Source organism: Streptomyces sp. NPDC102274, assembly GCF_044766385.1.
In the GTDB taxonomy this organism is placed as follows: domain Bacteria; phylum Actinomycetota; class Actinomycetes; order Streptomycetales; family Streptomycetaceae; genus Streptomyces.
This window is the reverse complement of record NZ_JBIWLW010000052.1, coordinates 1-21,728: the sequence shown is the minus strand read 5'-3', so window position 1 is coordinate 21,728 and position 21,728 is coordinate 1. Positions and strand designations below refer to the sequence as shown.

At 69.4% G+C, this 21,728-nt stretch carries 20 protein-coding genes and 5 pseudogenes; 10 read left to right on the top strand and 15 right to left on the bottom strand.

The genetic code is table 11. The features are described from left to right. The first annotated feature begins 139 nt into the window (after window positions 1-139). Window positions 140-592 (top strand): TetR-like C-terminal domain-containing protein, encoded by a 453-nt coding sequence (locus tag ACIRQP_RS38415; RefSeq protein ID WP_403899352.1) that lies wholly within the window; start codon window positions 140-142, stop codon window positions 590-592. Between the two features lie 132 nt (window positions 593-724). Beyond that, complete coding sequence (locus ACIRQP_RS38410; RefSeq protein WP_403899350.1) at window positions 725-1,225, top strand: ABC transporter permease; 501 nt, start codon at window positions 725-727, stop codon at window positions 1,223-1,225. A 232-nt stretch (window positions 1,226-1,457) separates the two neighbouring features. Here ACIRQP_RS38410 and ACIRQP_RS38405 read toward each other — a convergent pair. The 6 genes and pseudogenes from ACIRQP_RS38405 to ACIRQP_RS38380 form a co-directional block, all read right to left on the bottom strand. Beyond that, window positions 1,458-2,277: pseudogene (locus ACIRQP_RS38405) on the bottom strand (MerR family transcriptional regulator). A gap of 64 nt (window positions 2,278-2,341) precedes the next feature. After that, window positions 2,342-2,602, bottom strand: a complete 261-nt coding sequence (locus ACIRQP_RS38400) for a hypothetical protein (RefSeq protein ID WP_403899347.1) — start codon at window positions 2,600-2,602, stop codon at window positions 2,342-2,344. 317 nt (window positions 2,603-2,919) lie between these two features. Next, window positions 2,920-3,109, bottom strand: a pseudogene (locus tag ACIRQP_RS38395) (WbqC family protein); the annotation flags it as partial. A 19-nt stretch (window positions 3,110-3,128) separates the two neighbouring features. After that, a complete protein-coding gene (locus tag ACIRQP_RS38390; protein WP_403899344.1) occupies window positions 3,129-3,797 on the bottom strand; it encodes a YdcF family protein in 669 nt (222 codons plus the stop codon). 140 nt (window positions 3,798-3,937) lie between these two features. Beyond that, window positions 3,938-4,579: pseudogene (locus ACIRQP_RS38385) on the bottom strand (transposase domain-containing protein); the annotation flags it as partial. A gap of 124 nt (window positions 4,580-4,703) precedes the next feature. Beyond that, on the bottom strand, window positions 4,704-5,753 hold the full coding sequence (locus tag ACIRQP_RS38380; RefSeq protein WP_403899342.1) for an LLM class flavin-dependent oxidoreductase: 1,050 nt from the start codon (window positions 5,751-5,753) through the stop codon (window positions 4,704-4,706). 168 nt (window positions 5,754-5,921) lie between these two features. Here ACIRQP_RS38380 and ACIRQP_RS38375 point away from each other — a divergent pair. The 5 genes and pseudogenes from ACIRQP_RS38375 to ACIRQP_RS38355 form a co-directional block, all read left to right on the top strand. Then, window positions 5,922-6,258: pseudogene (locus tag ACIRQP_RS38375) on the top strand (hypothetical protein); the annotation flags it as partial. A 201-nt stretch (window positions 6,259-6,459) separates the two neighbouring features. Further along, window positions 6,460-6,630, top strand: coding sequence for a 50S ribosomal protein L32 (gene rpmF, locus ACIRQP_RS38370; protein ID WP_403899340.1), 171 nt, complete (start codon window positions 6,460-6,462; stop codon window positions 6,628-6,630). 6 nt (window positions 6,631-6,636) lie between these two features. Beyond that, a complete protein-coding gene (locus ACIRQP_RS38365) occupies window positions 6,637-7,818 on the top strand; it encodes a GTP-binding protein (RefSeq protein WP_403899338.1) in 1,182 nt (393 codons plus the stop codon). Window positions 7,819-7,977: 159 nt separating this feature from the next. Then, window positions 7,978-8,193: a hypothetical protein gene (locus tag ACIRQP_RS38360; RefSeq protein WP_403899335.1), complete on the top strand. Its 216-nt coding sequence runs from the start codon at window positions 7,978-7,980 to the stop codon at window positions 8,191-8,193. Between the two features lie 5 nt (window positions 8,194-8,198). Beyond that, a complete protein-coding gene (locus tag ACIRQP_RS38355) occupies window positions 8,199-8,759 on the top strand; it encodes a GNAT family N-acetyltransferase (protein ID WP_403899332.1) in 561 nt (186 codons plus the stop codon). 72 nt (window positions 8,760-8,831) lie between these two features. On the opposite strand, the gene ACIRQP_RS38350 is transcribed toward ACIRQP_RS38355, so the two are convergent. The 5 genes from ACIRQP_RS38350 to ACIRQP_RS38330 form a co-directional block, all read right to left on the bottom strand. Next, complete coding sequence (locus ACIRQP_RS38350; RefSeq protein ID WP_403899330.1) at window positions 8,832-9,596, bottom strand: class I SAM-dependent methyltransferase; 765 nt, start codon at window positions 9,594-9,596, stop codon at window positions 8,832-8,834. An 85-nt stretch (window positions 9,597-9,681) separates the two neighbouring features. Next, complete coding sequence (locus tag ACIRQP_RS38345; RefSeq protein WP_403899401.1) at window positions 9,682-10,869, bottom strand: aminotransferase class V-fold PLP-dependent enzyme; 1,188 nt, start codon at window positions 10,867-10,869, stop codon at window positions 9,682-9,684. Window positions 10,870-10,907: 38 nt separating this feature from the next. Then, complete coding sequence (locus ACIRQP_RS38340; protein ID WP_403899327.1) at window positions 10,908-12,245, bottom strand: pyridoxal-phosphate dependent enzyme; 1,338 nt, start codon at window positions 12,243-12,245, stop codon at window positions 10,908-10,910. Beyond that, window positions 12,242-13,741 (bottom strand): Y4yA family PLP-dependent enzyme, encoded by a 1,500-nt coding sequence (locus tag ACIRQP_RS38335; RefSeq protein ID WP_403899324.1) that lies wholly within the window; start codon window positions 13,739-13,741, stop codon window positions 12,242-12,244. The genes ACIRQP_RS38340 and ACIRQP_RS38335 overlap by 4 nt, the downstream gene beginning before the upstream one ends. Before the next feature lie 248 nt (window positions 13,742-13,989). Then, the gene (locus ACIRQP_RS38330; RefSeq protein ID WP_403899323.1) at window positions 13,990-15,366 is read right to left on the bottom strand and encodes a salicylate synthase; all 1,377 of its coding nucleotides are present in this window, start codon (window positions 15,364-15,366) and stop codon (window positions 13,990-13,992) included. On the opposite strand from ACIRQP_RS38330, the gene ACIRQP_RS38325 reads away from it, so the two are divergent. The 3 genes and pseudogenes from ACIRQP_RS38325 to ACIRQP_RS38315 all read left to right on the top strand — a co-directional run bounded on the left by ACIRQP_RS38325 (window position 15,320) and on the right by ACIRQP_RS38315 (window position 16,974). Continuing rightward, the gene (locus ACIRQP_RS38325) at window positions 15,320-15,727 is read left to right on the top strand and encodes an aldo/keto reductase (RefSeq protein ID WP_403899321.1); all 408 of its coding nucleotides are present in this window, start codon (window positions 15,320-15,322) and stop codon (window positions 15,725-15,727) included. The two genes, ACIRQP_RS38330 and ACIRQP_RS38325, sit on opposite strands and share 47 nt — an antisense overlap. Window positions 15,728-16,265: 538 nt before the next feature. Continuing rightward, window positions 16,266-16,808, top strand: a pseudogene (locus tag ACIRQP_RS38320) (MFS transporter); the annotation flags it as partial. Window positions 16,809-16,830: 22 nt separating this feature from the next. Then, window positions 16,831-16,974 carry a hypothetical protein gene (locus ACIRQP_RS38315; RefSeq protein ID WP_403899319.1) on the top strand — a complete coding sequence of 48 codons (144 nt, stop codon included), beginning with the start codon at window positions 16,831-16,833 and terminating at the stop codon, window positions 16,972-16,974. Window positions 16,975-17,120: 146 nt separating this feature from the next. On the opposite strand, the gene ACIRQP_RS38310 is transcribed toward ACIRQP_RS38315, so the two are convergent. The 4 genes from ACIRQP_RS38310 to ACIRQP_RS38295 form a co-directional block, all read right to left on the bottom strand. Further along, window positions 17,121-19,286 (bottom strand): xanthine dehydrogenase family protein molybdopterin-binding subunit, encoded by a 2,166-nt coding sequence (locus tag ACIRQP_RS38310; protein WP_403899317.1) that lies wholly within the window; start codon window positions 19,284-19,286, stop codon window positions 17,121-17,123. A 149-nt stretch (window positions 19,287-19,435) separates the two neighbouring features. Continuing rightward, complete coding sequence (locus tag ACIRQP_RS38305; protein ID WP_403899315.1) at window positions 19,436-20,422, bottom strand: FAD binding domain-containing protein; 987 nt, start codon at window positions 20,420-20,422, stop codon at window positions 19,436-19,438. Continuing rightward, window positions 20,419-20,979, bottom strand: a complete 561-nt coding sequence (locus ACIRQP_RS38300) for a (2Fe-2S)-binding protein (protein ID WP_403899312.1) — start codon at window positions 20,977-20,979, stop codon at window positions 20,419-20,421. Before ACIRQP_RS38300 ends, ACIRQP_RS38305 begins: the two co-directional genes overlap by 4 nt. Window positions 20,980-21,157: 178 nt before the next feature. After that, window positions 21,158-21,728, bottom strand: a 571-nt coding sequence (locus ACIRQP_RS38295; protein ID WP_403899310.1) for an IS3 family transposase, incomplete at its 5' end; no start/stop codon positions are given.

Sequence of the window (21,728 nt, the reverse complement as noted above, 5' to 3'; positions counted from 1 at the left end):
GTCACCTTGCGCGCGCTGTGGCCCGGACGGCAGGGATCGGCGCTCCCTCGATCTACCCGCACTTCCCCGGCCGGCCGGCCATCCTCTCGCCGTAGTCCGCGAAGCCTTCGCCGACCTGTCCGGCCGGCTCAGGACCGCCGTGGACGACATCGGCGACGACGCCGAAGAGCGCCTGCACGCCGCCTGTATCGCCTGTCTCGACTTCGCCGACGCGCACCCCGAGCGCTACCGCGACATGTTCGGCGACCTCGCGAACCCCCCTGTCACCGGCGGCGGGACCGTCGGCCAGGACCTGGCCCCCCTCGGCGCGGACGCCCTGCGGATCCGCTCCGACACCCTCACCGAATACGTCACCGCCGGGTACTCGACCAGCACCGACCCCTGCGCCGACACGATCGCACGCTGGCTCGGCCTGCACGGACTCGCCCACCAGCGCGCCACAGCCCATGACTTCCCCTGGCCCGCCGATCGGGTACGGCCCTCGTGGCCTCGCTGTCATGCCTTGGCCCGACCCCTGGCACGGCCCTTCCCGAACCTATGCGCACGACCACGAGACATAACGCACAAGTTCACAACCGTGGGCTTGCTTTGAATCCAGAACCCCGGAGGTCTCCGCCTTGTCCACCACCGCCCCCACCGCGCCGCTACCCCCAAGTCCGCCGCCACGCGCCCCACAGGTGAGGTCGACAACCGTGCGACATACATCAGCTTCGGGCTCGCCTATGTGCTCGGACATGGCGCCGCCGCCCTCTCCCAGGGCGACACCCCCCTGCTCGAACTGCCCGGCTGGCTGCCCATGACCGTCCTGGGTGCCGGGCTCGTCGTTGGTACCGTCCAGGCCACCGTCGCCGCCACGCGAGCGCAGCGCGCCGCTACCGACCCCGACGACGTCCTCTCCGGCAAACTGCTCGGCGCCGCCTGGGTCACCGCCTTCGCCGCCCTGTTCCTCACCATCACCGGACTGACGAACAGCCTCGACTCGCCCGATCTGCAGTCGATGCTCTGGCCCACCGGCTCCGGACTCATCGTCGGCCTGCTGTACATCGCCGAAGGCGCCCAACGCCGCAACCTGCTCCACTACAGCCTCGGCACGTGGCTTGCCCTGACCTCCACCGCGGCACTCCTCCTCGGCACCCCCGGCCTCTACTGGGTCCTCACCATCGCAGGCGGCGGCGCCTACGCCCTCGCCACCATCCTCGAACGCCGCCGACTCACCACCCGCTGACCAGCCCCCTCCGCGACACCACCGCCGAAGGAGCAGCGGTGATCCACCACGGCATCCGTATGAGGGTCAGGCAAGGCGTCACGCCTCAGCAGCTCGAAGAGGCCCTGGAATGCCGGGTCATCAAACTTGATGGGACGTCAGGCAGTTGAGGTGATCTCCGGGGACGTTTCGGCTCCAGGCACCAGTGGCTTGGGCTGTCGGCTTGCCGGTGGCGACGTGGTGGTAGCCGGGGTCAGGTCGTGACGACCGGCGCCTGCAGCTCGGCCACCCACTCGTCCGGATTCTCCGAGGAGTTGAGCGTGACCTCCCGCGCGTGCCCGTCGAATCGGTAGCCGTGCGCGTCGACCCAGCGGACCAGTATCTGGCTGGTGCTCAAAAGGCCATGGATCATGCCGCGGTGCATGATCGTGGCGGCGCGCTCGACGGGGGGCAGCGAGACGACCCGGAAGTCCGGGCCCTCGATGACTCCCAGGGGAACGGGGAGGCCGACGTGCACGACGATGCCGTAGTCACCTTCCCGGGGGGTCTCGAAATAGACGGTGCGGGGGCCGGTCGGAACGATTCCGGCAGAGTCGAGCCGTCGGCACAGCTCGTCGAGCAGCCGGCCGATGAGCGGGCCGGTCTCGTCGGGGCTGAAGCTCGCGGCCGCTCAGCTCAGCCAGACGGATGGCGGGCAGTTGCCTGATGACGACGTCTTCCTGCGGCATGGAACCCTCGTTCTCGATAGATCGGAGCCTTGCCTCGACCTGGACCAGGCTTGATGCCGCCTCCGCAAGGGCTGCTTCCAGTTCGGCGTGTCGCAGCCGCAGCATCCCGCGCAACTCCTCGGTGCTGACGTGCTCGTCGAGGATCGTCTGCACCTGCTGCAGCGTGAAGCCGAGGTCCTTCAGTGCCACGACCCGGTTGAGGCGGGACAGCTGTGCCGCCTTGTAGAAGCGGTAGCCGCTGGACCGGTCCACGTGCGCGGGGCGCAGGAGACCTATGGCGTCGAAGTGCCTGAGCATGCGGATGGAAACACGTCCGTGCCTGGCGAAGTCTCCGATGGTGAACATAACGCTCAGAGTGTCGGCCCTCACACGGTGGCAGGGTCAAGGGGCGGCTGGTGACCAGGTCTGTTCACCTGCCCTCAGTTCGCCTCGGGGTCCGGCCCGCCGGCGACCGTAGGTGGTCTCCCGAGGCGTACCGGCTCCGGGTGCCTCCGGCTTGGGCAGCGAGCTGGGCGGCGAGCTTGGCGGTGGTGACTTGGTGGTAGCCGAGGGCGTCGGCGACGACAGAGGCGGGCACCTCCAGGACGTGCTCGCGGATCGCGGCGACCCGGCCGGCGACGGTGGGGATGCCGGGGTCGTTCACCAGAGCCGAGCGGGCGTCGGGGTGCATCGGCTGTCCGGTCCGGCGTCCGCCCGGGTGCGGAGCTTCGGCAGGACTTCCCAGGTGACGAATCGGCGGACGAGTTGGGCCTGCCCCGGATCGGTGATGTCGGCGAGGTGGCCGACCAGCCACCGCTCGAAGGAACAGATCCTCTTGTATCGGCCGGGGACTGGAACGCCTACGCCGCTGACGTCAGCCGGCGGTCCACCTGTCGATGCGAGGCGACCCGGCCCTTCCCGCACCCTGCCCGGAGACGGCGCTCGGCAGCTTGATCTCGTGCTGCCGCATCACTCGCCGCAGTTCGCGCCTTCGCGTCTGACGGCCCTGGGCAGGTGGGTGGGGATGGTCAGCCACTGCCGGCGGGCCGGGCCGTCGAGGGCGGCGAGGCGGGCTCGATGTTGGTAGTCGGCAGCGGGTGAACCGCACGTCGTCCAGGACGATCCGGTAGTCCGCCGCGAACAGCTTGGCCAGGGTGGTGGGCCGGGGCAGGAAGTTCGGCTGGTGGATCGCACACAGCCCGCCCGGCTCGGGCAGGTCAGGAGGCGATGAGGCGACTGGTGAAGCCGTCGCGGACGAGGGATTCGTACGCTTCATACACGTCCTCCGGGGCCTCCTGCTCAATGGCGAACCCGAGCTTCGGATACTCGGTCACCCGCTGGAGGTCGCCGACGACCATGTCCAGGACGAGCTTCTCGTCGCCGATGGACTTCACGTAGTCCTCGAACTCCAGCGGCTCCGACGCGCAGAGGATCTCGACGTCGGGCCACAGCTTGCGGGCGGTCGCGAACGACCGCCTCTCCATATAGGGCTTGGAGACCAGCAGCACCGTGGTCGGGGCGATACCGGCCGATGCGAGGACCTCGCGGGAGAGGGTGATGTTCTGTCCGGTGTTTCCCGCGTTGGGCTCCAGCAGGATCGCGTCGGCGGGGACACCGAGGTCGATGGCGTGCTCGCGGAAGTGGACGGCCTCGCCGCGCGGGAAGACCTTGGCGGTGGTGGGGCTGTTGCCGCCGGTGAACACCAGGGTCGGGAAGAGTCCGGCGCGATACAGCTCGGCTGAGTGGGCCGCGACGCCGAGGTCGTGACTGCCCAGCCCGATCGCCACGTCGACGGGCCGCAGCTTGTGGTGCATCAGGTGGTAGTCCCAGATCAGCTTGGCCTGGCGCCACTGGTCCTCGGTGATGGCCTGCTGGTTGTCGCTCACGCGTCTCTCTCCCCGGTCACCGTTGCCAGGGCTCGGTCGGCCCCTCTGTCATGGCCTTGATGCCCTCGATACCGCGCGGTTGGTGGACGAGTCCCTACTGCGCGGCCACCTTGGCGGCCTGGTCGAGGACGAGGAGTCCATCATCCAGGGTCGCCGCGTCGGAGAGCAGGATGTGGCCATGAGCGGTGTCCAGTAGATCGAGTAGCCGGCCCCGGCAGGCCGCGACCGCCAGGGCGACGGCGATGTGTGTATTGCCGACTCCGGGCGGCCCCAGTCGAAGCCGGCGTCCGCCAGGAGCAGTATGGATGCGTTCCGGCAGCCCAGCAGTCGCCGGGCGTGGGTGAGTTCGCCCGGGGTCTCGGGTCCGAAGGCGGCGGCGAGGACCGCCCGGGTGCCACACTCGACCACGGCGACCAGGCGCAGCAGGGGGTAGCCGAACTCGGGGGTGTCCCCGGAGCGTTTCGGGTTGCGCCAGGTGATCTCTTCCTCGTCGGGTGTGTGCAGGTGGGTGCCGTCCAGGGCCACCGTGCGCAGTCCCCGGTAGAAGCGGCCTGGCCGCGGACGGCGACGGGCCCGGCCAGGATCTCGAACAGGCGGCGCAGCGGCGCGGTCCCGATCCGGCACCGCGCTCTGGCCAGGGATGAGGTGGCAGGGCGTATGGGGGCGAGCACGCCGAAGGCCGCGGTGAGCTTGCCCCACACCGCCCGGTAGGAGCAGTGCTCGAACAGGGCGAGCGCGAGGATGAAGTAGATCACGCCCCGGGACGGCAGCAGCCGCAGCCGCTGCCGCTTCTCACGCGCTTATACATGTCGAACTTCCGGGCGATCATCCCGCCTCCCTCTGGTCTCCGTCACCGGGATTGACCGGGCGTTTAAGGCGGAGAGGCGGGTAAGGGGACGGCACGGGTCAGGCGAAGGCAGGCATGATCTTGTCGTGGATCAGGCGGAGCTGGGTGTTCACATCGGCCGCGCCCGCGAGGTCACGGCCGGTGAAGGCCTTGACGAGACTGCGGTCGGTGATGGCGCAGATCATGTGATTGACGCCGCTTGGAGCGATCTCCCGCTGGATCTTCTCCAGGCACTCCTCGGGGGTGCCCGCGATGGAGAGGCGTTCGGCGATCTCGGGCGTGGTCAACTCGATGCCGCGAGCGAGGTCACCCGCGGCGATGGCATCGATGACCGGTTTCAGTTCGCCCGGGTCGACCCCGTTGCGGCGGAGCTGTTCCTCGGGCATCGAGGAGGCATAGATGCCGACCATGCTGCGGGCCGCGTCCTTGGCGGTCGCGGAGTCGGGCCCGGTGGCGAAAACGACCCAGGCGCCGATGTCCAGTGACCGCCAGTCCTTCCCCGCCCGCTCGGCTCCGGCTCGGATGTGCCGCACCATGTAGTCGTACGCCTCGCGCGTGTAGCTCAGCGCGTGGTGACAGCCGTCGGACAACTCGCCTGCCGCCTCGAAGGACTTGGGCCCGCGCATCGCCCCGAGCTTGAGCGGCACGCGCTCTTGGACGGGGCGGGCGAAGGTGAACAGCCCGTGGTAGGTGAAGAACTCGCCGTCGTACGAGATGGCTCCCTCGTCCAGCAGAGTACGCACCACATGCAGCGCTTCCTTGACCCGGGACAACGGACGACTGCGGGCCCAGTCAATGCGGTACTGAGCCAGCAGCCCGAAGTTCCCGCTGGACAGCACGCCTTCCGCTCGCCCACCGGACAGCTCGTCCAGTGTGGCCAGGGCCTGGGCGATCAGGGTGGGTTCCCGGATCGTGACCGGGGACACGCTCGGGCCCAGACGGATCCGGCTGGTCTGGCCGGCCGCCGCGGCGAAGAGCAGCCACAGGTCCTTGTGCCAGGTCTCGTCGGCGGCATAGCAGGCGTGGAAGCCGAGTTCATCGGCGAGCCGGATCGAGGCCAGTGACTCCTGGAGCGGATAGTCGGGGAGCATCGCATAGCTGAATTTCACGGGCGCCACCTTCCGAAGCAGGGATGGGCGGTATGGAATGCCGGGCTGGTTACCTCTCCCTAGAGTGTGGACGCGGACTCCAACTGTCCAGTGCTCCAATGGGGTCGTGGTCGGTGTCGTCGGGCCGACCGAAGGCACCGTTGAAGTCCTCGTACTGGTCCGGGCTGATCCCCGGCCGCCACCCGTCGGCTCGGCGCCACGCGGCTGGAGACCTGGCTGCGCAACCGCACGGTCCGCAGCACCGACCAGCTCCGCCGGGACCGCCGTCCAGGCTGCCGACCGTCACCCTGCCCGGAGGGAAGCTGACCGCGCAGCTGGTGCACACGCCGGCCAAGGAGGTGATGGCCCTCGACCAGCAGATCGCCGAACTCGACAAGCTGATCAAGGCAAGCGCCACACCCAGGCCGTCCTCGCCCTCGCCCGCCGCCGCGTCAACGTCCTCTGGGCCCTTCTGCGCGAAGGACGATGCTACGAGCCCACGCCGCCCGTCGCTCTCGCTGCTTGACAAACGGCATGGGGAATCACCGGGAAACCGTGATCGTCGACGCGCCAGACGACCAAGAGCGCAGGCAGCCGCTCACGGCCGGCACGAGGGCGGACCTGGACACCGAACCCCTGCCCTGGTCAACTTCGGCACCACGCACACTATTGGTAATGACATCTGTTTTCATATAGTGTCCGTCTCACCCGCCCTCCGGAGGTCCCCATGGCCGTGCCCAAACGCAAGATGTCCCGAAGCAACACCCGCCACCGCCGCGCACAGTGGAAGGCGACGCCCCCTCAACTCATGCCGATCACCGTGGACGGAGTGCCGTATCTGGTGCCCCAGCGGCTGGTGAAGGCGTACGAGCGCGGCCTGCTGCGTCCCGGGGGCTGACGCCCGATGCCGTACGACCAGCTCCGCCGCCTGCCCGTCACCGTCCTGTCCGGGTTCCTCGGCGCCGGCAAGACCACGCTGCTCAATCATGTCCTCGGCAACCGCGAGAGCCTGCGCGTCGCCGTCATCGTCAACGACATGAGCGAGGTCAACATCGACGCCGCCCTGGTGCGCGGCGGCGAGGCCGCCCTGTCGCACACCGAGGAACGTCTGGTCGAGATGACCAACGGGTGTATCTGTTGCACCCTGCGCGACGACCTGCTCGAGGAGGTCGACCGGCTGGCCCGTGAGGGGCGGTTCGACTACCTGCTCATCGAATCGTCCGGCATCTCCGAACCCATGCCGGTGGCCGCTACTTTCGCCTTCGCGCGCGACGACGGGGCGACGCTGGGCGACCTCGCCCGGCTGGACACCATGGTCACCGTCGTCGACGCGGCGAACTTCCTGACCGAGCTGGCAAGCGGAGACGAACTCGTCGAGCGCGGCCTGGACCAGTACGAGGATGACGAACGCACCGTCAGCGACCTGCTGATGGACCAGATCGAGTTCGCCGACGTCATCGTCCTCAACAAGCTCGACCTCGTCGACGCCGAAGCCGCCGACCGGCTGCGGGCGACCCTCGCCCGCCTCAACCCGGCCGCCCGGATCGTCCCCGCCATTCAGGGCCACGTCCAGGTCGGCGACGTCCTCGGCACCCGGCTCTTCGACTTGGAGCGGGCCCAGCAGGCCCCGGGCTGGGTGATGGAGCTCAATGGCGACCACGTGCCCGAGACGGAGGAGTACGGCATCTCCTCCACCGTGTTCCGCTCCGACGCACCCTTCCACCCCGGGCGGCTGTGGACGTTCGTGACCGAGAAACTCGACAGCGGCGCCTACGGACAGATTCTGCGCTCCAAGGGCTTCTTCAGCCTCGCAGGCCGCCTCCACGTGACGGGCCTGTGGTCACAGGCCGGCGCCGTGGCCCGCTTCGAACCCTCCGCCGCGCGTGACTCCGACAGTCCCGACGCTCAGGAACTGGTCTTCATCGGAACCCACTTGCACGCCGACGCGCTGCGAGCCGCCCTGACCGACTGCCTCATGGCGGACGGCGAGGCCCGGCCTTCCGCCGACCCGTTCCCCGTCTGGGACACCTACGGCATCGACGACACCTGCGAACACGAGCACCCCGCACTCGCCGCGGGTCCCTGAAGGCTCCGGGTCGGGCGGTGGTCGCAGCCACGGCACCGTCCGGCCCGGTACGGACCTCAATCCGGGAGGTCGGCATGGCACAGACTGCCCAGCCTCACCGGCGCGGTACCGCGTACCAGCCTCTTCGACCGGTGGGTGACGGACGAGGCGTGAGCCGACGTGGTGGCCGCCCAGGCCGACGGCCCGTACTTCTTCGTCGCGGAGGCCGTCCTGCCCTTCCTTCACCAGACGGATGTCCGCCACGTCGTCGGGCTCCTCGCCGACCGCTTCCCCGGCTCTCTGCCGGCCCTCGCAAGTGAGACGGAGCAGGCGCTGCCGATGGCAGTGAACCTCCGATGGACCGGGTTGCCGAGGCCGCACCGTCTGGCAGGCTGATCGTCATGGCAGCACATGAGGCAGTGAGGTCACCTGAGTTCACACAGATCACCCGGCCCCACGAGCTGACTCCTCACCTGAGGCGAGAGCTGGTCGACTGCTGGATGACGGTGAGCAACGCGGGCGGTGCGGTCATTCCGCACGGCTTCGGCCTGCCGCCGGTCGGACCTGCCGAGGTGGGAGCCGCGCTGGATCAGATCGTCCGCACGCTCGAACCACGGCACGGCAGACTGCTGGTGGCCGACGTGAAGGGGGCGCCGGCAGGGTGGCTGCTTCTTCGGCGCGACACACACCCGCTGGTGGCGCACTGCGGCGTGGTCAATCACGTCCAGACGCACACCCGGTTCCGGGGGCTGGGTATCGGTGCCGCGCTGATGCGCCACGTCCGTCATGTCGCTCGTGACGAGATGGGTATCGAGCGGCTGGGACTCACCGCGAGAGCAGGTATGGGGCTGGAGGACTTCTACGGCAAACTGGGCTGGGTGGAGGTCGGCCGCTGGCCGGGCGCTCTGCGGGTGGGCCCCGGTGATGACCGTGACGAGATCCTCATGAGCCTCGCACTCTGACGTACGGCCAGGGAGTTGGCCTTGTGTCCCGGCATAGCCCCGGCCCGCCCTTTGACGCGCGGGTCGCGCTCATCACCCCTTGACCGCCACCAGGACCTGGCTGTCGCCGAACTGCCACACCGAGGTGACGTGGGAGAAGCCCGCCTGCCGCAGCAGCTCGGCATGGCGGGGGGCGCTCCGGTCGTAATTGCGGCCTCCCGGCCTGGCGCTCCGGCGGCTCTCGCGCCGGACGAACAGGTCCGCGAGTTCCGGGTCCTGGGCCGCGTCCTCCCACCACGACTCCCAGTCCTCGTGCGCGTGGGCGCGTGACCGCTCGGCCCTGCGGCGGCCCACAAGGGCCGTGAGGTCCGCGCACAGCGGGCCGCTCGGGGGGAAGTGGTCGCCGTTGACGAGCACGCCTCCCGGGCGGAGGAGCGCCGCAAGATGGCGGTACGTGTCCAGGAGCGTGCACTCGGGAAGGTAGTGGAGCGCGGTCGTCGAGACAGCGGCGTCCAGGGGGCGGTCCAGTTCCAGCTCGTCGGTCCAGCCGTCGTCGCCGATGGCGGTGTCGACGTAGCGTGCCGCGTCCGCGTGATGGGTACGGCCCAGCTCCAGCAGGACCGGGTCCATATCGACGGCGACGATCTCGGCGCCCGGCAGCCGCCCGGCGAGTCTGGCGGCCAGGGAGCCCGGCCCACAGCCCAGGTCCATCAGGAGCGGCCTCGCGGAGTCGGCCGTGACATGCTCCACCACGTCCCCGATGACCGTGAACCGCTCCTCACGGTCGACGGCGTAACGCTGCTGCTGGCGCTCCCAGCGCTCCACCCACAGCTCCGCCGTCGCCATGCTCACACCCATCAGGTCGCGCACCTCTTCCGGACCTCACCTGTATCGGACACCGCCGAATCTACACCTGAGAACGGTTGTCGGTTTCAAGTGGGCCTCAGTTGAGTGACGTCAGGACAGTCAGGAGCCGGTCGATCTCGTCCACGGTGTTGTAGACGTGCAGACTGACCCGCACCGAGCCATCCTTCTTTTCGTCGGCACCGGCCTGGCAGAGGCTGTCCGCCCGGACCATGAAGCCGTGGCTGAACAGGATGAAACCGAGGTCGTCGGATGGAATGTCGCGGTGGCGGAAGGTGACGATGCCGTGGCGTCTCTGTGCGGCGGGGAGGGACGAGCCGGCGGCCAGACTCGACTGGCAGCCGAGGATCTCGTACGGGGCGAAGTGCAGCAGTCCGTCGGTCAACCGGGTCGTGAGGGCGGCGGTCCAGCGCGCGATCCGGTCCGGGCCAACCGCGTCCAGCCAGTCGAGCGCGGCTTCCAGCGAGGCGATGCCCACCGTGTTGGGGGTGCCCCGCCAGCCGCCGGGCTCGAACACCGGGCCGCGGGCGTTGCGCGACCAGACCGCGCCCGTACCGGGCAGCGCGAGCGCCTTGTGACCCGAGAAGACCATGAAGTCCACGTCGAGCGCCGAATCGTCGACGGTGACCGGCAGGTGGCCGACGCTCTGGGCGGCGTCCAGACAGATCGGTACGTCAGGGCCGACAGCCGCGCGGATGCGGTGCACGTTCATGTCGGCGCCGTACACGTGGTGCACGTGCGTGGCGGCGACGAAACGGGTACGAGGGCCGACGACCTGTTCCAGCGCCCGGTGGTCGTAGTCGCCCGACTCGGCCTGGTACGGCAGTGCCCGCACGCGCACGTCGATTCCCCGGCCGGCCAGGAGCCGCTGAGCCTCCAGCCAGGGGTCCAGATTGGCCCGGTGGTCGGCGAAGGGAACGAGGATCTCGTCGCCGTCGCCGAGATACGAGGTGAGCCAGTCGCGGGCGATGATGCGCAGCCCCTCGGTGGTGCCGCTGGTGAAGTGGACCGCGGAGCGCTGCGGATCCGGGTCGCCGAGGAACTCCTTGACCCGGCGCCGGGTCCTCTCCACCAGCTCCGTGGTCCGGTTGGCCCACGGGTAGGTGCCCCGCCCCGCGTTGGCGTTCGACGTCGTGAGGTACGACTGAACCGCTTCCAGTACCGCCCGGGGCTTCTGGGAGGTGGCCCCGCTGTCGAGGTAGGCCAGATCGGGGTGGGCGGTGATGATGGGGAACTGCTCCCGCACCTCCCGCTGCCAGTCGGCCATATCGGCCTGCTCGTCCTCATCGAGGGGACGCACGGCACTCACTCCCGCACCAGCGGCGCGCCCGCATCCCGCCAGGCGACGATGCCGCCGGCCAGACTGCGCACATCGGGATGCCCCATGCGGGTCAGCAGCGCGGCGTACCGGGCGGACTTCTCGCCGACCGGGCAGGCCAGCAGCACCGGCCGCCGCTTGCTGAAGGGCAGCCCGGCGCGGACGAGTTCGTCGAAGAGCTCATCGACGATGTTGACCGACCCCTCGATGTGCAGCGCGGCGTAGGCGTGCGGGCCCCGCAGATCGACGACGAGCGGGGACGGCTCTCCCTCGGCGATCCACCGGCGGGCGTCGCCGCTGTCGATGACCTTGGCCCCGGCCCGCACCTCGGCGTCGGTGAGAGCGGAGGCGTCATGTCCGCGGCGCGGCCTGCCCAGGAGCTCGGGGCGTCTCTGCCGCACATAGCTCAGGTAGCTCTCGGCCCGGTCGCAGACGATGAAGACCGCTGTCCGGCGGCGCTCCGAATCCGCCAACTCGGCGTCCACCAGCCGCAGATGACGCACCGCGCCTTGATAGGCGGCGCCTCCGGTCGGCCCGGACAGCAGTCCGCAGCGGCGAATGAGGGTCAGCATGCCGTCGATGGCCTCCCCGGAGGTGACCGACTCGATCGTGTCGTACGTCGCCGGGTCGAACAGGCCGACCTGGCGCACCTCGTCGATCGTGCGGATGCCGGGGATGAAGTCCGACTTGTGGGCGACCAGGCCGAGGACCCGTACCTCAGGGTCGTGCTCACGCAGCACGCTCGCCACCCCGGTCGACGAACCGGCCGTGCCCACGCAGGCGATGAACCAGTCGGGCGCCCGCCCGTCCAGGTCCTTGACGATCTCCGGGCCGGTGCCCGCCGCGTGCGCCTCGGTGTTGCGCGGGTTGAAGTACTGATCGGTGTGCAGATACGCGCTCCCCGGCTCCGAGAGCGCCTGATGGAAACGGGTGAGCGGATCGTCCGTGTCGGTCGGGTCGAGACACTCGCTCTGCCCGGGCAGTTCCTCGATCTCGGCGCCCAGCAGCAGGAGCAACTCCTTGATCTCCGGCACCCGCATCCGGTTGGTCACGCTCTTGAACCGCACCCCGTGCATCCCGGCCAGGAGGGCGAGGGCCTTGGCCGTGTTGCCGCTGGAGAGTTCCACGACCGTCTCATCGCGCTCGGCCACGCCTTCGAGAAACGGGCGAGCCATGTTCCAGGCGGGCCGGTCCTTGACCGAACCGAAGGGGTTGAGCATCTCCAGCTTCGCGTACAGGTCGATGTGGCGCAGGCCGTGCACGGCCGGGTCGATGCGCACCAGCGGCGTGTTGCCGATGGCCTCCGTGATGCTGCCGTACCTCATGACAACGCTCCCCCGGGGTGTGTGATCGGCCAGTACTCCTCGTCCAGACACCAGTGCCAAGAGCCGCCCTCCGGTACGACGGCCACGGTGCGGGCCACCGGCTGCCGTTGGGCGCGGTGGGCTTGGAAGTCCATCGCGTAGCCCGCGGTGTTGGCGAACGCCAGCAGATCACCGACACGCGGCAGCCGGGGGAGAAACACCTTGCGGCGCGTGATCAGATCGGCCTCCAGGCAGAGATTGCCCACGAGATACACCCCCACCGGTCCCTCACCGCTGTCGCTTCCCGCCGCGAAGCGCGGGAGCAGGATGGGGTCGACGAGGACACCGTGCTCCTCCAGGCTCATGTCCCCGGCGTTCATGCCGAGGCGCACCAGATACTCCTCGGCCCCCTCCCCCGTACGCCGTACGTCCAGGACCCGGGCCAGCGAGAGTCCGCATTGGTCGACGAGTGCCCTGCCGGGTTCGGCGTACAGGTCGTAGAGGTGCTCCAGGAGCAGAGTGGACGACGGACGCCCCAGGGTGGGGGCGGGCGACGACAGCAACTCGTCGAGGTAGCCGGGCCCGGCGGTGGGGCGGTACGCCGGGTACAGCGCCGCGCTCCCGCGCACCGTGCCGCCCTCGTTCCGCAAACCGTAGCCGTGCCCGCGCCAGGTCAGGGCCGGACGGGTGCCGAGCACAGCCTCGGTCAACGCGGTGGTGTAGCTGTCCCACTCAGCGGCGTCGGTGACGTAACCGACCCCGAAACCACCGCCGATATCCACGACACGCGGCGCCAGGCCCCGTGCACGGCACTCGTCCATCACCATCACACAGCGTTCCAACGCGCGGACCTTCTCCGCGAGACCGGTCGTGTCCAGGTGGTACGCCACACCGGCCAACTCGACGGCGTCACGGTGCCGTTCGACCGCCGACAGCAACTCACCCACCTCCCCGGCGGGCGAGCCGAAGCGGCTACGCCGTGAGAGCAGCCGCACGCCGGGCTCCTCCGGGCCTCCGGCCGACTCGAAACCGGAGAGCCGCAGCAGGACATCGACCCGGGCAAGGGCGTACTTCCGCACCAACTCGGCCAGTTGCTCCAGCTCGCCGCGCGAGTCGAGGTTCACCGTCGCCCCGACGCGAGCCGCCAGCCACAGGAAGTCCGGGTCCTTCGGGCCGGTGGCCATGATCCGGTCCGGTGTGAAGCCGCAGCCCAGGGCGTGGCGCAGCTCCCCCAGCGAGGCCACGTCGACACCGATGGCAGCCGGGTCCTCCGCCGCCAATCGCCGCACCAGGGCACTGGACTGGTTCGCCTTGTGCGCGAAGTACACCCTCCCGGCCAGGTGGTGCTCGCGGTAGACGGCCTGGAACCTGTGTGCGTTCTCGGCCATCCGTTCCGGCAGCAGCACGTTGAGCGGCGAGCCGAGCGCATCCACAAGCGAGTGCAGGAACGTTCCGTCGTCCAGCAGTGACGTGAGCGGTGGCTCCAGTCGAGGCCGCAGAAAAAGGTGCTCCCCCACGACAGGACCTCTCCCTTGGTACAGGTCGACCCCAACCCCGACAACTGTTCGGACGTAATCATTTCCTCACACAAGTACCTTTAAGCCTGGGGTCCGACCAGAAGTAGTGGGCGCCGGCTCGGCTCCCCCCTTGCGGGGAAGGACAACGCGCACAGTGGTGACCACCCTCCTGGCAGATGGACGGGCCCGGACCGCGGACCCGGGCCGCCAGTTGGTCCGGGCCCGCTTCTCGTGTCGGCGGGAAGGCGTCAGCCGTCGGCATACCTGAGATGGGGAGCGACGCTGCGGAGCTTCTCGCACGTCTCTTCGATCTCCCGCTCGGGAAGGGACTGCCCGGTGACACCGGCTCCCGCGCGCAGCCAGACGTCGTCTCCCTCTCCCAGCAGCGTACGGAGGACCAGGGCCGCGTCCAGTGAGCCGTCGGTGCTCCCCCGGAACACCGCCCCGCCGTACAGGCCACGGGGCCCCTCCTCGTAGCGGGCCAGCACGCCCAGAGCAGCTCGCTTCGACACGCCTGTGGCGGTGATCGCGGGGAAGAGCGACGCGAACGCGTCCCACGGTCCGGCCCCTGACCGCAGTCGGCCGGTGACGCGCGAGGCCAGGTGCTGCACCGACCCGCGCGGCTTCACCGTCATGAACTCCTCGACCACCACGGAGCCGGGCCGGCAGACCGTGTCCATCTCGTCGCAGGCCAGGCGCCCAGAGACCGCGTGTTCATGGATCTCTTTCGGGTCCGTGAGCAGTTCTGTCCGACGGCGTTCATTCTCCGTCGGGTCGGTACCCAGCGCGCGGGTTCCCGCGAACGGCTGGGTACTGAGCCGTCCGTCTTCCCGGACTTCCAGCACGGTCTCCGGGCTGAACCCGGCCGCCCTGCGCCCACCGAGGTCCAGCAGATAGGAGCGGGCCGGGGTGTTGGCGCGTCGGCCCGCGAGGTAGGACGCGGCGAAGTCGGTGCGGGGCCCCGCGGGCAGCGGCACCTTCCTGGAGAGTACGGCCTTCTCCAGATGTCCCGCCCGGATGTCCGCGACGGTACGGGCGACCACTTCTCGATAGAGCGCAGTGCCCGCGGCGATGATGCCCTCGGCCTCGGCCGGCGTGACCTCGTCGACCGTGACGCGCACCGCGGAAGGTTCGGCGAGAACATCACCAACCTTCTGCGCCCATGCCTCGTCGAACGCTCGGACAACGGCCCGGTCGCTCGTGAGGGAAACCTCCACACACGGAACCAGCGCGTGCAACAGGGGCGCGGTGCCGCCTGCCGCCGGGTCACCGTGGAGGAAGTGCGCGAGCTCGAAGGCGGCCCAGCCGTAGAAGTGACGCTCGCCGCACGCCGCGTTGTCCAGAGCGGCGAGGGCCTCGGCGAACGCCCCCAGCGGCTGGTTGCCGACACCGGACGTCCAGGTCCTTCCGTCGGCCCGGGCGGCTATGCCGTCGGCGTCCGCGGTGACGGTCACGGCCGAGCCGGCCGCGAAGTGCCAGACACCTTCCCGCTCGTACACGGCGAACTGGTCGGCGAGTCCCGCCTTCGCGAGGTGCACGGCGGCGACCGCGGGGTCGTGGCGGGATTCCGGGCTGTTCGTGCACCGGAGCAGCCCGCTCGGCCGCGGTGCTCTGACCGGCACCATCACCTCGCGTGATGATCTCGCGGAGAACGACCACCGCCGCAACCTGCCCTGGTATTCGGACGAGAACTTCGACCGCAACATGCACACGGTCGAAGTCGTACGGGAGATCGCCGCCCAGCACGAGGCCACCCCGGGCCAGATCGCACTCGCCTGGCTGCTGGCCAAGGGCCCGGACGTCACCCCGATACCGGGTACCCGCCGCGTCGCCTTCATGGCGGAGAACGCCGCAGCCGCGGAACTGACTCTGACTGCGGATCAGCTCGCTACCCTCGACGCCCTCACCGCCGTCGGCGACCGTGAGGTCAGCACCGCCACGAGCGCCCTGAACTGGTTCAGCGGCGTCACCCCGCCACAGCGCTGACCTGCCGTCTTCTGCCCGCTACGACCGCGGGCGACACGTGGGACGGCCCCGCACACGAACCGCACTGTGAAGACTGCGCCCCATTGGGCTCACCGTCACCAGTCATGGCGGGGTCGTCTCCGTGCGGTCAGGAAGGGTGTGCCCCGCCCCCCGCCCCCCGACCGGCTTCGGCGAGTGGACCTCCACCCAACCAGAGCGGTTGACCACGGTCACCTGCCGCACCCAGCGACAGAACGCTCCCTGACTCCCGGCCGGCCCTGGCGAACCAGCCGCACCCCTCTCAGGGGCGCGGCGCGGCGGCAGCCCATCCCGGCGTCACAGCAGGGCTTCTGACCACTCCTGCCTCCCACCTGTCGCGAACAGCGGAGCAGGAACACAACCCGCCGGCACCTGGAGGCGTCACCGTACAGTCCGGGCATCATCACCGATCCCCCCTACACGCATGCCGTGACGAGCGCTCGGGCCGACACCCGAAGCGGCCGACGCCGGTGACGACTTCGGCTGGACCGTGTCGGTGGACTCAAGCATCGCGGGGCGCATGAGGCACCAGATGGTGCAAACGGGGCGTATGTGGATAACCACGACTTCTGAACGGTGTACGCGAACCACGACACCGCACCCCGCGATGCTCCACTCCGCAAGGTTGCCCATGGCTGAATCTTCCACGTGGCCCTCCAGCGACTCCGCTCACAACTCCGCGACGATCGCTGCACGCCTCAACCGGTTGCCCGTCCTTCGCGCACACAGGATCGCGGTCGTCATCATCGGTCTCGGCCTGTTCTTCGACATCTACGAGATATTCCTCGCCGGCACGATATCCGTCGTGCTGAAGACCGATTTCGGGCTGTCGATCAGCACGCTGAAGGCGGTGCTCGCAAGCGCGTTCGCCGGACAGTTCCTCGGCGCCATCCTGTTCGGCCGACTCGCCGACCGACTGGGCCGACAGCGCGCCTTTCTCCTCAACCTGGCGATCTACTCGATGGCGTCATTCCTCGGCGGCCTCTCGCCGAACCCACTGATCATCGTCATCACCCGATTCGTCGCCGGTCTCGGCATCGGAGCCGAACTGGCGCTCGCCGCCACCTACCTGTCCGGTCCACCTCGTGGTGGACCGCCCCGGTCTGGCGCTGTCCTTCCTGACCACCCCGGGCAACGTCAACGACTCCACCATGTTCGAGACGGTGATGGAGGCCGTCCGTGCCCCCGGGGCGGTCGCGGACGACCCCGCCCCCGCCCCGACCGGGTGATGGAGGAACTGATCGCCAGTCGGCGCGGTCACACGCTGGTAGATGCGCCAGGGACCTGGCTCTTCCCCAGGCGGCTCCCCGGTCAGCCGCTCAGCAGTGACCAACTCGTCCTCCGGCTACGGGCCGTGGCGCCGGGCTGGGTGTGGTCAGAGCATTTTGTCGAGGGTGAGGGGAAGGTCGCGGACGCGTTTGCCGGTGGCGTTGTAGATGGCGTTGGCGATCGCGGCGCCGGTGCCGGTGATGCCGAGTTCGCCGATGCCGCGCGCGCCGACCGGAGCGTGCGGGTCGGGGATGTCGGTGAACATCACGTTGATCTCGGGCACGTCCATGTGTACGGGGATGTGGTACTCGGCGAGGCTCGGGTTCATGACGCGGCCGGTGCGCCCGTCGAAGTGGGTCTCCTCCATGAGGGCGAGGCCGATGCCCATGATGATGCCGCCGCGGATCTGACTCGCTGCGGTCTTGGCGTTCAGCACGCGCCCGCAGTCCATCGAGCCGAGGAAGCGGTCGATGCGCGTCTCGCCGGTGGCGGCGTGGACGCGTACCTCGCAGAACATCGCTCCCAGGGAGTGCATGGACCAGCCGCCCATCTCGGCGGGTGGCGGCGCGTCGGCTTCGACGGTGATCCGGTCGCGGCCGGACCGGTTCAGGATGGCCGCGTAGCTCTCGTGCCGGCCGGATTCGTCGAGGTGGGCGAGGCCTGCGTCGAGCGCTCCCACCTGATGCGCGGTCAGCCCCGTCAGCGGTGAGGGGTGGTCGCCGACCAAGTCCAGCAGCTCGGTGACCAGGGCACGCTGAGCCGCGACGAGCGCCGCGCCGATGGACGCGTTCTGGTGCGAGCCGGCCGCCATGACCAGACCGGGCAGCGCCGAGTCGCCGAAGCGGAAGGTGATCTGCCGCGGGTCGAGTGCCAGCCGGTCCGCGATGATCTGCGTCTGCACCGTAGCGGTCCCCATCCCCATGTCGTGCGCCGCGACCTCTACGGTGGCGTGCGCGTCCTTGGTCAGCGTGATGCGGGCGGCGCCTCCGGGTTGGCGTACGTAGGGATGTGAGGCGGTGGCACAGCCCATGCCCACGAACCAATCGCCCTCGCGGACAGTGCCGGGCACCCGGTGACGGCGGTCCCAGCCGAAGCGGTCCGCCCCCGCGCGCCAGGCCTGGACAATGTTGCGCGAAGAGAAAGCGTTGCCGCTGACCGGGTCCTTGTCGGGCTCGTTGAGGATGCGCAACGCGATGGGATCCATGGCCAGTTCGGCCGCGAGCTCGTCCATGGCGCATTCCAGAGCGAAGGTGCCGACGGCACCTCCCGGGGCACGCATGGTGCTGTTGGCGACCATGTCCTGATACGCAACCTGCACGTCCAGCAGGAAACTGCCAGCCGCGTAGGCACTCATCGTCCCCAGCGTGAACGGCTCGGACGCCACGTTGTACCGCGTGGTCACCGACGTTCCCGTGTGTACGACGGCGCGGAGCCTGCCCTCGGCGTCGGCGCCCAAGGCCACCCGTTGTTCGGTACACGGGCGGCCGCCCACCATCCGGAACACACCCCCGCGCGTCAACGCGATCCGCACCGGCCGTCCCACGAGCTTGGCGGCCGCCGCCCCCAACACCTGGTGGCGCCACAGCAGTTTGCCGCCGAAGCCGCCCCCTACGAACGGGGACGTGACGTGGACGTGCTGTTCGTCGATGCCGAAGACCTGGGCGAGCGACCAGGCGCTGTGCGTCACCGACTGCGAAGCGTCATGCACCCACAACTGCCCACCGCGCCACTCCAGCGTGGCCGCGTGCGGCTCGATGGCCGCGTGATTCTGGTACGGCGTGCGGTACGTGACGTCCACACTCGTGGGCGCGGCCACCAGCGCGGCCTCCGCGTCGCCGATCTCCACATGCAGAGGCATGCCGAAGACCTCACCGGGCTCGGTGCCGTTGGCCGTGGCCTGCGCGAGGGTGGTGGTCGCCTGCCCCACCTCGTAGCCCACCTCGACCAGGGAGGCGGCGTGGTCGGCCTGCTCCTGGGTCTCGGCCAGGACCAGCGCGACGGGCTGGCCGTTCCAGTGGACGAGGTCATCCTGCATGACCGGCAGATCATCACCGCCGGAGGCCTTCGGCGCGCTCCCCACCACGGGCGTCGGACGCATGAGCGGGGCGTTGCGGTGATCCATCACCAGCACCACGCCGGCCGTGCCCTCGGCAGCGGCTGTATCCAGCACGGTGATACGTCCCTTGGGGATCGTGCTGAACACCAAAGACGCGTACGCCACGGCGTCGAGCACGAACTCGGCGGCGAACGGTGCCTGCCCCCGGGCCTTCAAAGCGCCGTCGATACGTGAGGTGGCGGCGCCAATCCTCCCGCCGCGGCGGACGGCCAACGGATCCGGATCACCACCCGGCGCCCAACTCTGCGGGCCAAGGCCGATGGCGCCCGGCATCTCTGTCCGCTGCCGGTCCCGCGCCCGCCGGTTCATGCCGCCCCTCCCGTCAGCTCTCCGAGGACGGAGCAGATCGTGCGCCGAGCCAGGGTGATCTTGAATTGGTTGTCGCGCAGGGCCCGAGCACCCTCCAACTCGGCCTCGGCGGCCGCCCAGAAGACTTGCCGGGTGGCGGGTGTGCCCCGGAGCATCTGCTCGGCTTCGTAGGCGCGCCACGGTTTGGCCGCGACACCACCCAGCGCGAGCCGTACGTCGGTGAGCGTGCCCTCCTGGACACGGACGACGGCGGCCACCGACACCAACGCAAAGGCGTAGCTCGCCCGGTCGCGGACCTTGCGGTAGGCCGAGGACGTGCCACGCGGGAGCGGGGGCAGCTCGACCGACGTGATCAACTCACCTGGTTCCACGGCGGATTCGCGGTGCGGCTGGTCGCCCGGCAGCCGGTGCAGATCCGTCAGGGGCAGTACGCGCGTCCCGGCCGGGCCTTCGAGGTGGACGACCGCGTCGAGCGCGGCAAGCGCCACGCACATGTCCGAGGGGTGGGTGGCGACGCACGCCGTGGAGGCGCCCAGGATCGCGTGGCCGCGGTTCAGTCCTTCGACCGCGTCGCAGCCCTGCCCGGGATGGCGCTTGTTGCACCGTGATCCGCTGACGTCGTAGAAGTAGGGGCATCGCGTCCGCTGCATGATGTTGCCGCCGACGGTCGCCATGTTGCGGATCTGCGCCGAGGCGCCCGCCACGATGGCCCGGGCAAGGACCGGGAATCGGGTGCGTACGGCGGGATGCTCGGCGAGCGCGGTGTTCTTGACGCCCGCGCCGATCGACAGGCCACCGTCCTCGCGTTCGGCGATGGACGCGGGCAGGTCCGATACATCGACGACCGAGGTCGGCTGCGCGGCGGTGACGCGCATCAGGTCGACGAGGTTGGTCCCGCCGCCGAGATAGGCCGCGTGCGGCAGGCCGCCGAACTGCACTGCGTCGGCCACGTCCCGGGCGTGGTGATAGGTGAACGGCTTCATCGCGCCGCCCCTGCGGGCTGGCGTCGTGGTGCCTTCAGCCGGTCCTCCGCGTACGTCTGCGCGATGGCGGTGACGATGCCGTTGTGCGCTCCGCACCGGCACAGGTTCCCGCTCATCCGCTCACGCAACTCATCACGGGTGAGCGCGGGCGAGTCGGCGGAGAGGTCGGCGGTGACGTGGCTGGGTACACCCCGGTCCAGCTCGCCGGCCATACCGATCGCCGAACAGATCTGTCCCGGCGTGCAGTAGCCGCACTGGAGTCCGTCATGGTCGATGATCGCCTGCTGCAGCGGGTGCAGCTGTTCCTCGTCGGCCAGCCCCTCGACTGTGACGATCTCCCGGCCGGCGCACTGGACGGCCAGCGTCAGGCACGACAGGACGCGCTCACCGTCGGCCAGAACCGTGCAGGCACCGCACCCGCCCTGATCGCATCCCTTCTTCGTGCCGTGCAGATGCAGCCGGTCGCGCAGCAGGTTCAGCAGCGAGACGCGCGGGTCGTCGGGCGGGTCGACGTCGGTTCCGTTGATCCGAAGGGGCGGACGAGGTAAGGAGGGCATGCCTTCACTGTGCCCGCGCTTCTCCATACGGTGAATGCCTGCTCGTTCGAACTTTCTTCGCGATCGTACGGAATCTGCGAGGGTGTGCGTATGCAGAGCGATCCGTTGTCCGCGGTGCTCGACCTCATCGAGATCAAGGGACTGATTGAGGTAACCCCCGGAGTGTGGACACAGGGGTTCATGCTGCGAGTGAGGGTTTAGCTGTCCTGTGGTGCTGCTGTTCGAACTCCGGCGGGGAGAGGTGGCCCAGCGTGCTGTGGTGGCGGCGGGCGTTGTAGTAGGTGAGCCACTGGAAGATCTCCAGCCTCGCCTGCCGCATCGTCAAGAACAGCTTCCTGTACGTCGTCTCCCTTTTCAGCCCCTGCCAGAGACTCTCGGCCGGGGCGTTGTCATAGCGTGAGCCGGCCCTGCTCATGCTCCTGCGGACGCGGTACCGGTCGCAGACCTGGGCGAACGCGGCCGAGGTGTCCTGCGATCCGCGGTCCGTGTGGAAGATCACCCCGGCAGCATTTTCGCCACGGGCCGCGACCGCGTTCTGGAGCGCGTCGATGACACGCTCGGCTCGGATGTGCGGGGCCATCGACCAGCCGAGTACTCGGCGGGAAGGGATGTCAATGACGCGGGCGAGGTAGAGCCACGTGGCTGCGCCCCGCACGTATGTGATGTCGCCGCACCACTTCTCGTCCGGAGCGTCGGCGGTGAAGTCCCTTTGGGCCAGGTCCGGCGCCGGTGGCGAGAGCCGGTCCGGC

Bases quoted from the DNA above. Each gene is read 5' to 3' on its own strand.
- ACIRQP_RS38305 (WP_403899315.1), bottom strand. From the start codon at position 20,422: ATGAAGCCGTTCACCTATCACCACGCCCGGGACGTGGCCGACGCAGTG.
- ACIRQP_RS38365 (WP_403899338.1), top strand. From the start codon at position 6,637: ATGCCGTACGACCAGCTCCGCCGCCTGCCCGTCACCGTCCTGTCCGGG.
- ACIRQP_RS38300 (WP_403899312.1), bottom strand. From the start codon at position 20,979: ATGCCCTCCTTACCTCGTCCGCCCCTTCGGATCAACGGAACCGACGTC.
- ACIRQP_RS38330 (WP_403899323.1), bottom strand. From the start codon at position 15,366: ATGGTGCCGGTCAGAGCACCGCGGCCGAGCGGGCTGCTCCGGTGCACG.
- ACIRQP_RS38340 (WP_403899327.1), bottom strand. From the start codon at position 12,245: ATGAGGTACGGCAGCATCACGGAGGCCATCGGCAACACGCCGCTGGTG.
- ACIRQP_RS38345 (WP_403899401.1), bottom strand. From the start codon at position 10,869: ATGGCCGACTGGCAGCGGGAGGTGCGGGAGCAGTTCCCCATCATCACC.
- ACIRQP_RS38400 (WP_403899347.1), bottom strand. From the start codon at position 2,602: ATGCACCCCGACGCCCGCTCGGCTCTGGTGAACGACCCCGGCATCCCC.
- ACIRQP_RS38350 (WP_403899330.1), bottom strand. From the start codon at position 9,596: ATGGGTGTGAGCATGGCGACGGCGGAGCTGTGGGTGGAGCGCTGGGAG.
- rpmF (WP_403899340.1), top strand. From the start codon at position 6,460: ATGGCCGTGCCCAAACGCAAGATGTCCCGAAGCAACACCCGCCACCGC.
- ACIRQP_RS38355 (WP_403899332.1), top strand. From the start codon at position 8,199: ATGGCAGCACATGAGGCAGTGAGGTCACCTGAGTTCACACAGATCACC.